Source organism: Acidobacteriota bacterium (assembly GCA_033549365.1).
Taxonomy (GTDB): domain Bacteria; phylum Acidobacteriota; class Aminicenantia; order Aminicenantales; family Saccharicenantaceae; genus JAWSUF01.
Genome location: JAWSUF010000002.1, coordinates 543,035 through 553,345, shown reverse-complemented (window position 1 = coordinate 553,345; position 10,311 = coordinate 543,035). Strand labels below are relative to the sequence as shown.

Below are 10,311 nucleotides of genomic sequence, written 5' to 3'. Positions count from 1 at the left end.
CTTCTGCTCCACCGGTGAACGTCCAGCCAAAGTTGAGCGTGAACCACTCCGCCACCGGCTCGGAAATGGCGACGCTCACAAAGGCCAACGCAACGGCCACGCCGGCCATGACCGTCGGAAGAAACCAAAAGCCGGAGCGAACACGATTCCAGTACTTGAAAATCTGCCCTCTCATGACGCCGGCACCTCATTTACACGCATGTCATCCGCCGCCGAACAATGTTTATATGTATCCATATAAAACCCTAAAGACGGCATTGAGTGCCGTATAAGACGCCGGCGAATACGGCATCCTTTCTGGCCTAATTGCATTGTTTTCAACATCTCCCGGCAATATGATGCTATTATCATAGCGTTTTATACGGATCGGCATAATATTCTTCATGATCCGCTCAAAGACCATCAACCGGGCTCCGAACTCCGGCCGGTCCGCGGTTGAGGACATGCGTGTAAATCATCTTCGTACCTAGTGGCAAGCGGGAGCACAAGGACTCGCGGAGAAGTTCGAGTCGTCGCGGCTTTTTCATGGAATATGGAGTCCTATTTTCCCGTACATGGGACGGCCAAGCCGACAATTCCGTATAAACCCCGCTTTCCACGTGAGTATTTTTACTTACACCGGCGCGGGGTGTCAAGAAGGCTCCGGCTTCACCCATCTGCTCCGGCGCCCGCGCCCCTGGCATTCCACCTGCCCCTCTGGTCTTAATACGGCCAGGTCATTCCTCAGCGTCGGCGGCGCAACGTCCGGAAAAGCGACCAGGATGTGCGATTCCTGATCTCGAAAGCTCATCCTTTTGATATCCGCGATAGAATTCGGCCATGGATAAAACTCAAGCAAATGAAAACCATGGCTTACCGGCTTGAGTCGGCCGACGATGACCTGAGACCAGTCTCGATATTCCGGAAGCCCGAATGGAAAAGCTGGCGGAATTCATCGATATCGCGCTCGTCTGTCATCCGTTTGCCGAAGATAGAATCGAACAAAATATCCTTCCGGCTCAATTCTGAGTCATGACATCCCAACGGGCGATTCGTTCCATGCTTTTTCGCTTTTCTCCATGACTCGGGACAAAAAGAGGAATAACAACCCCAAGATCGCCAGGGTGATTCCGGGATTGTATCCGCTTCCGAGCGACGTTGCCAAATCGCCCCGGCTGATCCTCAAATCCATCAATGATTCGGCAATCAGGACAGCTCCCTCATGAAGCGGAATATACGCAACGAGGAGCCACCCGAGACTTGCAGCCGTGGATCTGTTTCTTTTTGTGAAAAAGTCCGGCTCCCGGGAAGATTTCAGGATCCGTCTCCAAAAGAACAGGGCCGCGCAGATTCCAAGCATGACGGCCAAGCGATAGGAAAGCAAAACACGGATCATGAAAAGATCCTGGGTCGAACAGATGATTGAAGCAGCCATCGGGTCGGCCTGATCCAAGCCGGCTACGGATTTTTCTTGAAGGATTCGAGCATCAGGGTTCCGGATATCCACTTGCAACGGCATGCTGATTTTTCCCTGTGCAAACTCGGGAAAGGCCGTCAGAATCAGTGCGGCCAGGAAAATCGCGGCCAACCCAAGTCCGGCATACCAGATCGTATCCGAGATGATTTTCAGAAAGGAAACGAGTCGATCCGTCTTCTTGTTTCCCCCCGTTCCAAGGACTGATGGTTTCTCCATTTGTCATCGCCTCCTTGCCGGATCGATTTTTTTGACAGTTTGGTTCATGAAGTTGAGTTCATATATTGAAGCGCCTTTCGCCGCAAGAGAAGCAAAGCATCCCTCATAATCCATAAAAAGCGGAAATGAAATGTTATGCCGGACTTTAAATCCTTCAATGTGTCTTGTGATGATCCGTTTGTTCCTCTCGGACCTCCCGGCGGACACGTCACAGACCACAATTCCCATGATGTTTATCGGGTTTTCCTCTTTTATCAACCCCAAGACCGCATCGATGTGATCAAAACAAAGCACACACTGGACATCCTTGATATTGATGAGAAAAAGAGTTGTTTTTCCTTTTTCGGTTTGCCCCCTCAAAGATACCAGAACCAAGGCAAAAAGAAGAAGCCCCAAACCCAACAAGACAAACGATTTCTTATTCATTGTAAATCAATTGATATTTTTTCAGCAAGGTTCCATATTCGGCTCTGGAAAAAAGATAACCGTCTTCGTCAACATGAATCATATGGGATGGCTCCGGAAGAGTGACGGTGTCCACCCATGTCCCGTCTTTGGACAGGACATAGATATCCCTGCTGACATTTTTCGAGAGGTCTCCTCCCAGCACGTAATAAAAAGAGTTCCTGGGATCAACGGTGATGGATTTAAAACAGATGTCCTGAGGCAAAAGATAATCCCCGACTTTCTTTTGTTTCGGCTTGCCGGCCCTCAACAGGTTCCGTTCCCATATCTTCGCCCCATCCCGGGAATACTTCACAATCTTATCCTGCCATTTAAAACACAGATACACGTGCTCGTCATCTCCAATAAAATCGACGGCGTTGAGCATGATGTCTAGAATATCCGAATATTGAAGGAATCGGATCTCGTCCCCCTTCGAATCGAAAAAAACGATCCTGGTGCTCATTAACATGGATGCCGCAATCAGGTTTTTGCCAAAGATGCGAAAACTCGTGACGAGATTTCTCAGCGGAACGCTTTTCCTATAGTTGAGATTTTTATCGAAAATCTGAATCCCGGGGCTTTGGATCTGTCCGACGTAAAGAAAACCGTCATGATATCGAATGACGCCGGGCGTCAAAAAATCTCCCGGTCCTTGGCCCTTTTGTCCGGTCTTCGCAATGAATCGTCCCTCTGGATCGAATTTTTTTATGCTGGTGTCTTTCAAGTCGCTGATATAGATGTTGTTTTCATCGTCCGTTGTCAGCCCCACCCATTGATAGATGATCCCGTCGCTATCGTGTCCGATGGTCAACACTTCCCTGATGGAGATCTTTCCAGCATGCATTTCGACCGGAGAAAAAATCGCGATGACGATCAAGGAAACAGACGGGAGCATCATTCGAACTTTTCGCATTGATTCCCTCAGCAGTCCTAAACCTGCGGCCTTTCGCTTTTCTTGATTCACCGTCGACTCTGTTGATTACTTTATGAGCGGCTCGACAAAGTCTTTACAAAAAGCATAGCCGGCAAAACATTTGAGAATGTCACCACTCGGATGCAGATTCACGGCGAAACAGACCATGTAGGCTCTTTCACATATCCCCAATTCGAATTCAGAATCAGACGCCTGTGTCCCCCCCGAGAAAAACAACAGTCCGACGATGAGGGCAAGACACATGCCGGGTCTTTTTGTGCGCAACATTTTCTATTCTCCTTCTTTCAATTGATGAAAGGCTCCACAAATGTTTTACAGAAATCGTATCCGTTCAAGCAATACAAAATCTGACCCAAAATTGCTCTGGAAAGCCACTCCATAATATTGGTCTTTCCAAAACATCGAACCAACGCCCATTCGCAAACGGACACATCGGCATTTCCATGAGGTGCTGCAACAAAACTCACTAACACAACGGCAACACACAAGATGATGCCCTTTGCCTTGTTTGAAAGGCTCGTTCTTGCTTTCATCGTATCTCCTTTTCAGAGTGTTCTCTTCCGAACTGCTGCAATGAACGTGCCAATTTTTAAAACAACATCAAAAATTCCTCCCGGAGGGGATCCAATCCCGCCAGAGGGAGATTTCCTCCTGTTCGCGCAGTCCAAGAATCTATCCATTCACCTGGACGGATGTCCGAAAGCCCATGCAGCTCGTCTTCTGGCGTCCGGGCTTGTCTCCGGGCGTTTACGTTGGTTTTGCTGAAGCGTCGCCGCCGGTTTACATTTCCCCCGTCCGGAAATCTCGTGTAGCCCGGCTCTTCCGCCGAATTTCCTTGGTCTGATCCTATTGATACATACGGAGCGTTTTTCTTTCCTGATATAAGATGAGGGTCTCCACCCGGATCCCCGGTATCTCCACTAAATGATAGACGCCGGCCGTGACGGCGGTGAGGGGGAGTCACAGGCCGGCTTTCGTCAAGCATCACCCCGCCGGTTCAATGACGGCCTGTGCTGCGTGCCATAAGGCCATGATCCATATCGTCTTCTTATCTTGCCGGCTTCAGTTTCACCATCCGCTCAGGCGCCCACGCCCCCGGCATTCCAACTGCCCCTCTCGTCTCAACACGGCGAGATCCGGAAAGGCGGCCCGGATGCGGGCTTCCTGATATCGAAGGCCCTTTCCCCCACAAGCGCCATTTCCACCGGCTCATAGGTGACCGCTGCCGCAGGCCGGTCCTCCCGGAGTGACTGGATCGCATGGAAGTATCGATTGGCGTGCTCACCTGCTTTTCCAGTATCCTGGCATCAACGAAGATATGTATTAATTTTTCCTTTTTGGATTATTTCGGCACAGCGGACGCGCAGGTTAAAGCATTTTAAGCTGTGTTTTCTTGCGACAAAGAGTAAAGCCTAACCCAAGTGTATGACATAGCCCATGTTGCGATAGCCTCTCAGGCGTTTGTCCCACATACGGGCAAGCTGCGGGTTGTCATATTCAACATAGTCATAGATACGAACATCATCTTTTGTGGCATGTTCACGGTGCAGGCGGCCCGCATACTGCTGCAATGTTCCTTTCCAGGAAATCGGCATACAGAGCACCAGCGTGTCAAGGGGCGGATGGTCAAAACCCTCGCCTATTAACCGGCCGGTGGCAAGAATCACCCTTGGAATTGAGTCGTCAAGTTCTGCAAGTTCCTGCATGACTTCCGCACGTAATTTTTTTGACATTCTGCCATGAAGCACAAAGCAGGGGCGTACTTCAACTTTTAGAAGCTCCAGAAGCCGCTCCAAATGTTCTGTCCGCTCCGTCAGCGCAATGATTTTTCTTCCCTCACGAAAGGCGGCAATAATGTCCTGCGCCATATGGTGGTTGCGTTGCGCATCGGTGGTGAGAATGCGGAACACGTCCTGGATTGCCGCATTTTCCCCAAGTGGCGGAGATTTAAGCATACGTGGCCATACTTCAAGCTGCGCCGGGGCTGAATCAGGCTTTGCGGCATTATGGCGAATAGGACCGCACTGCATGAAAATGATCGGCTGATGGCCATCGCGGCGCACCGGGGTTGCCGTAAGCCCGACAACGAAAAGCGCTCTGGCCTGCTTCAGTATTGATTCAAAAGAAAAAGCCGAAATATGATGACATTCATCAACGATGATCTGGCCATACTGATCGAGCAGTTCCCCAAGATTTTCATAACGCGACAGCGTCTGCATAACAGCAATATCGATGCAGCCCGAGGGCTTCTTTTTGCCACCGCCAATTACCCCGATGCTCCCCCTTGGAACCTCAAGAAACGTCGTAAGCCTCTCCTGCCATTGCTTTAGAAGTTCGTTGCGGTGAACGAGAATAAGCGTACTTACCCGACGCCGGGCAATCAGCGCGGCAGCAGTAACAGTTTTGCCGAATGCCGTTGGCGCACAAAGGATACCAGTTTCGTGATTAAGCGTTGCTTCGACAGCATCGGACTGATCTTCCCGTAAGTTACCAATAAAAACAGCGCTTACAGGTTTCCCGGAAACACGTTCATCAATGATTTTAGGCTGTATTTCGTGCCCTTTCAGCAAATCAAGCACTGCTTCTAGGCAGCCCCGGGGAAGGCTGACATGGTGAGGGTAGTTTTCGGCGCAGCCGATAACTCGGGGCTTATCCCATACAGGAAAACGCATTGCCTGCGCCTTATAGAATTCCGGATTTTGAAATGCGGCTAGGCGAATCAACCGGTTGGCAAGCGGCTGTGGCAGTTCGGACTTTTCAATGAACAGCTGATTTGCAAAAATGATATTTAGCGACGAGGGCAGCGGTCCAGGAATATTTTTAAATTCAGAGGTTGGACGCTTCCATGGCTTCCGTTCATCTTCTTCCGTGACAAATGCCACATCAATGGGATGTCCTCCGTCGGTTGCTTTCAAGATTGAGGTATGAATATCCGATAAGCCCATTCTTCCAGTTGACGCCAGAAAAGCCCACTGATCAGGCCACGGCATAAACTGTTCATCGACAAAGACACTTCGGCCGTGCCCGCGAATATTTTTTTGAAGCGGCAAGGCTATCAGGTTGCCGAAACCGCCTTTGGGCAACCTATCCTGATTGGGGAAAAAGCGGTCATAGCTCGTAAGGCTTAATTGCCGTGTGCGGGCGCAGGTATGACTGATGATCGCTGCGCCCAGCCGGCGGGCGTCTCGCGCCGGAACAGCCCCGGAAAAAAATATCCATACATGCGCGCCCTGTCCCGAGCGCGATATTTCAAGCGCCGCAGGCACGCCAAGCTCCCGGCATGATTGCATAAAAGCCCCGGCATCCTCGCGCCATTCAGCCTCATCGAAATCAACAGCCAGAAACCAGCAGGTATCGTCGGTCAGCAGAGGATAAACGCCAATGGTCTGTTTGCCGCTCAGATGGTCATAGATGACCTGATTGGTAACCGGGAGCAGCATCCTGTTTTCGCAATCCCCGCATTTTATGCGAGGCTTGTTGCAAACGCCTGGCTTCCATTCATTGTCGCAGGCGGGGGAATACCCTGATTTCCCTTTAGCCGATTCCCAGCGCAGAGCGTAGACATCGGCACGGCCCCGGAAAAGGCTGCGGAAAAGTGCTGCTTTTGCGCCGGAATCAAGAGGTGAGGTGGTCTCGTGTGCGGCAAGCTGCGGGTTGTCCGGCGTTGAGGGGTATTGTATGGGCTCTTGCCGCCAGTTGATGCCGTGCGCATCAAGCAGGGCTTTAAGGCGGGTGTTCTCCGCGGTAAGTTCTTTTATTCGATTGTTTTCAGGGGTCGGCGGCAAGGCTCGATCAGCCCCACAGTTGTTGAATCAGTTGTTCTTTTGAGATATTTTGAAACGCTGCGATGTCGTTCAGAATTTTATTGAGGGTGCCGATTTTAATCGGATCGTGATTGGGGATGGTTATGTGATGAACCTGCGACGGTTGTTGAGCGGTTAGCCTGATATGGCTGCCTGTCTGGCGTGTGACTGCGTAGCCGAAGCGCCCCAAAAGTTTGCACAGCTCGCTGCCGGAGAGATCGCGGGGTATTCTATGCATGGACGGCCAGCACTTCCTCTCTGACAAAATGCAGCCTCACGACAGCAGGAACTTCCGCTGCCTCGAAGTGGCATTTAATCGAATCGATGATATTGTGTTTCAGCTCTTCCTCTGTATCTCCCTCGGTAAAGATGGAATGCCCCAGCGCCTGGGCGTTAAACCCACCTTCAGGGTCTTCTTCAATCAAAAAAAATATTTCATTCATGGCATGCTTCCTTGTCGTGCTTTAAATTATTATACAGCAGTATTTTTTATTGAGCAATTACGATGAGATAGCCAAGTTTGTTGGTCCGGTACTCAACATAGGACATCGACTTCCACAAGGGCGATGTCTTCGGGGCACTTGGCGATGTGCTCCGCTTTCAGCATTCTGGACATGACATGCCTTGATTTCATCTATCGGCAATATCTGTTTCCCATGGCGAATCATGAGTTTTTTTACATCGCTTCATATTCATTTGCGCCCAACAGGACGGCAACGCCTTTGCCATGCTGTGTAATGACAACCGGACGTTTGGTGTTATGGACTTGTTTGATGAAAGAAGCCATGGCGTGGGACGTCAAGAGGGCTTCATCTTCACCCATCGGCTCAGGCGCCCACGCCCCCGGCATTCCAACTGCCCCTCTTGTCTTAATACGGCCAAGTAACCCCTCAGCGTCGGCGGCGGGACGTCTGGAAAGGCGGCATGGATGTCTTTCCAGGCGAATTCCTCCGGGAACTCCTCGAGCACGCGTTTCCTGATCTCGAAGGCCCTTCCCCCAGAAAACGGCATCTCCGGCTCATAGGCGGCCGCAGCCTCGGCGACTGCAGCCGCGGGCCAGTCCTCCCGGTGGGACTGAATCGCTTGGAAGTAGCGGATAATCAGGCGGTATGGAAAACTCTCGTGCTCAAGCGTCTCGATAATCCAGAGCATTTGGGGTTATTTTAACACATCTCAGATTTCCCAAGGCTTGAGGCGGGGATCTTTGCGGATCCCGGCGGCGGCCTTCTGAAGTTCGACGCGGTCGTCTACTGGACGAGGGTGTCCTCGGAGAAGAGCATCAATCGCCCTCCCATAACTGAGAGATAGGCACGGCAAAGAGTCGGTCTCCAAAGCCCGCCACGGCTTCGCCATCATAAAGCACCACTCCGGCGGCAAAACCCGACTCATCCCCCACCAGCCGGGCCAGCGTGGTCTTTCCGCACTGGCGTGGCCCGTGGATCAGCACGACCGGCGAATCCGCCAGTGCTTCCACGATGCGCGGGCGCAGGAAACGGGGATATAAGGCTTCTTCAGGCATGTCAGCTATCTATAACAAAATTGTCGGCCAATTGCAAGTTATCCTGCGTCCAATTGTCGACAGAGTGCCGTCCAATTGTCGGTGTGACGAAAAGAATCAGGCCGCCGCGTCACCGTTCATCGCTGTGGAGAACCGGTCACGTTCACAACAACTCGAAGAACTCGTCGGTTCCCACACAACCGAGGAACCGTTTGAGCAGCTCGCGAAGAAACCCCATTCCAAGCGGCCACGACCATCCTCCGTCGCCCCGGTACGTCATCCGGTGGACCCAATAGCCGCTGCGCCCTCGCAACGGCACGAATTTCATTACGGGGTCGTATTGAACTCGCCGCATCATGCCGTCATCCCGGACCACGTCCATGATCCAATCGGAGAGTATGCCGCCCCTTGGTTCGAAGACGACGATCTCGCCTTTGACAACCTCGATTCGGTAGCCTTGGAGATGAGGGTGCCGGGCCATCTCCATGCGGGCGAGAGCCACATCGGCTTCCGGCACGCTTGCCGCGGACGAATCGATCTTCCGCACGGAAACGACTCCGTTGATGTTCTCGGAGAACTCGAAACCTTCCGGCATCGCCGGCAGCGCACCTTCACGGAGCGTCTTGGAAACGTAGTAACGGACTTTGCCCGTCTTGGTTCTGCCTTCGATGAGGTAGTCAGAACGGTTCAACGATCGCTTGTGCTCCGTGCCATACTGCCACAATCCACACCGTCTTCTTCTCAACGCGATAAAAGAAACGATACGGACTGATCACAACCTCCCGGTGCGCCAACTCCGGGAACTCTGGTATCACTCGACCCGACTCCGGATATTTCTCCAATCTCCTAAGCCCCTCTTCGGCTCGTTTGCGAAACCTGAACGCAGATGAAGGCTTATCCTTCGCGATGTAGGCAAGCGCATCAAGAAACCGGATTCGGGCTGAGGGCGTAAACCGCACTCTCACGATTCACTTTCCCGAAGAAGGGCATCAGCCTCCCGAAGCACGCTATCAAGCGAACACCCCTTCCCCTGGGCAATTTCCCTCTCACCAAGCGCCAGCAGGCGCAAAATTTCCCGTTCGTGCTGAGATCGCTCGTAGGCATCGAGATTCAGCAGTACAGCCGTCGCCCGCCCTCTCTGGGTTATGACAAGAGGCTCTCCGGATTCTTGCAATCTCTTCAGGACAGCCGCCGCATCCTGCCGAAGGTCGGTCACGGGGACAATTTTGGGAACTTTAACCATTACGACACCTCCAATGATACATACAATAATACCATTGAACGTATCAACTATCAAGGCTTATGAACTGCAACCTAAAAATGTGTCCAGTGGGGATAGAACAATCTGTTTCCCATGGCGAATCGTGAGTTTTTTTGCATCGCTTCATATTCATTTGCGCCCAACAGGACGGCAACGCCTTTGCCATGCTGTGTAATGACAACCGGACGTTTGGTGTTATGGACTTGTTTGATGAAAGAAGCCATGGCGTGGGACGTCAAGAGGGCTTCATCTTCACCCATCGGCTCAGGCGCCCACGCCCCCGGCATTCCAACTGCCCCTCTCGTCTTAATACGGCCAGGTAACCCCTCAGCGTCGGCGGCGGAACGTCCGGAAAGGCGGCCTGGATGTCTTTCCAGGCGAATTCTTCCGGGAACTCCTCGAGCACGCGTTTCCTGATCTCGAAAGCCCGTCCTCCCGCAAACGGCGTTTCCGGCTCATAGGCGGCCGCCGCCTCGGCGACCCCCGCCGCGGGCCGGTCCTCCCGGTGGGACTGGATTGCGCGAAAGTAGCGGAGCATCAGGCGGTATGGAAAGCTCTCGTGCTCAAGCGTCTCGATTATCCAGAGCATTTGGGGTCATTTTAACACATCTCGGAAGAGTCATGCCCTTTCGCATCGGGGAATATTCTCCCATTTCAATTGTATCTTTGTTGGAAGCACCGGCTTCCGGGAATCCG

At 52.1% G+C, this 10,311-nt stretch carries 13 protein-coding genes and 3 pseudogenes; all 16 read right to left on the bottom strand.

Translation table 11 applies throughout. From position 1 onward, the window contains the following. Positions 1-1,009: 1,009 nt before the first annotated feature. The 16 genes and pseudogenes from SCM96_05295 to SCM96_05220 all read right to left on the bottom strand — a co-directional run bounded on the left by SCM96_05295 (position 1,010) and on the right by SCM96_05220 (position 10,204). Positions 1,010-1,672, bottom strand: a complete 663-nt coding sequence (locus SCM96_05295) for a hypothetical protein (protein ID MDW7760037.1) — start codon at positions 1,670-1,672, stop codon at positions 1,010-1,012. A gap of 3 nt (positions 1,673-1,675) precedes the next feature. Continuing rightward, positions 1,676-2,098, bottom strand: coding sequence for a hypothetical protein (locus SCM96_05290; GenBank protein MDW7760036.1), 423 nt, complete (start codon positions 2,096-2,098; stop codon positions 1,676-1,678). After that, on the bottom strand, positions 2,091-3,032 hold the full coding sequence (locus tag SCM96_05285; protein MDW7760035.1) for a hypothetical protein: 942 nt from the start codon (positions 3,030-3,032) through the stop codon (positions 2,091-2,093). Before SCM96_05285 ends, SCM96_05290 begins: the two co-directional genes overlap by 8 nt. A gap of 66 nt (positions 3,033-3,098) precedes the next feature. Beyond that, complete coding sequence (locus tag SCM96_05280) at positions 3,099-3,320, bottom strand: hypothetical protein (GenBank protein ID MDW7760034.1); 222 nt, start codon at positions 3,318-3,320, stop codon at positions 3,099-3,101. Positions 3,321-3,337: 17 nt separating this feature from the next. Continuing rightward, a complete protein-coding gene (locus SCM96_05275) occupies positions 3,338-3,586 on the bottom strand; it encodes a hypothetical protein (protein MDW7760033.1) in 249 nt (82 codons plus the stop codon). 879 nt (positions 3,587-4,465) lie between these two features. Next, positions 4,466-6,838: a DEAD/DEAH box helicase family protein gene (locus tag SCM96_05270; GenBank protein ID MDW7760032.1), complete on the bottom strand. Its 2,373-nt coding sequence runs from the start codon at positions 6,836-6,838 to the stop codon at positions 4,466-4,468. Positions 6,839-6,845: 7 nt separating this feature from the next. Further along, on the bottom strand, positions 6,846-7,094 hold the full coding sequence (locus SCM96_05265; protein ID MDW7760031.1) for a type II toxin-antitoxin system HicA family toxin: 249 nt from the start codon (positions 7,092-7,094) through the stop codon (positions 6,846-6,848). Then, positions 7,087-7,299 carry a 2-oxoisovalerate dehydrogenase gene (locus tag SCM96_05260; GenBank protein MDW7760030.1) on the bottom strand — a complete coding sequence of 71 codons (213 nt, stop codon included), beginning with the start codon at positions 7,297-7,299 and terminating at the stop codon, positions 7,087-7,089. Before SCM96_05260 ends, SCM96_05265 begins: the two co-directional genes overlap by 8 nt. Positions 7,300-7,535: 236 nt before the next feature. Then, a pseudogene (locus tag SCM96_05255) lies at positions 7,536-7,679 on the bottom strand (type II toxin-antitoxin system Phd/YefM family antitoxin). After that, positions 7,655-8,008 (bottom strand): hypothetical protein, encoded by a 354-nt coding sequence (locus tag SCM96_05250; protein MDW7760029.1) that lies wholly within the window; start codon positions 8,006-8,008, stop codon positions 7,655-7,657. The pseudogene SCM96_05255 and the gene SCM96_05250 overlap by 25 nt, the downstream one beginning before the upstream one ends. A gap of 220 nt (positions 8,009-8,228) precedes the next feature. Beyond that, positions 8,229-8,375, bottom strand: a pseudogene (locus tag SCM96_05245) (AAA family ATPase). Between the two features lie 142 nt (positions 8,376-8,517). After that, complete coding sequence (locus SCM96_05240) at positions 8,518-9,045, bottom strand: hypothetical protein (protein MDW7760028.1); 528 nt, start codon at positions 9,043-9,045, stop codon at positions 8,518-8,520. Then, positions 9,032-9,313 (bottom strand): type II toxin-antitoxin system RelE/ParE family toxin, encoded by a 282-nt coding sequence (locus SCM96_05235; protein ID MDW7760027.1) that lies wholly within the window; start codon positions 9,311-9,313, stop codon positions 9,032-9,034. Before SCM96_05235 ends, SCM96_05240 begins: the two co-directional genes overlap by 14 nt. Positions 9,314-9,315: 2 nt before the next feature. Further along, complete coding sequence (locus SCM96_05230; GenBank protein MDW7760026.1) at positions 9,316-9,651, bottom strand: type II toxin-antitoxin system Phd/YefM family antitoxin; 336 nt, start codon at positions 9,649-9,651, stop codon at positions 9,316-9,318. A 74-nt stretch (positions 9,652-9,725) separates the two neighbouring features. Continuing rightward, positions 9,726-9,875, bottom strand: a pseudogene (locus SCM96_05225) (type II toxin-antitoxin system Phd/YefM family antitoxin). Continuing rightward, positions 9,851-10,204, bottom strand: coding sequence for a hypothetical protein (locus tag SCM96_05220; GenBank protein ID MDW7760025.1), 354 nt, complete (start codon positions 10,202-10,204; stop codon positions 9,851-9,853). Before SCM96_05220 ends, SCM96_05225 begins: the two are co-directional and overlap by 25 nt. Positions 10,205-10,311: the final 107 nt, after the last annotated feature.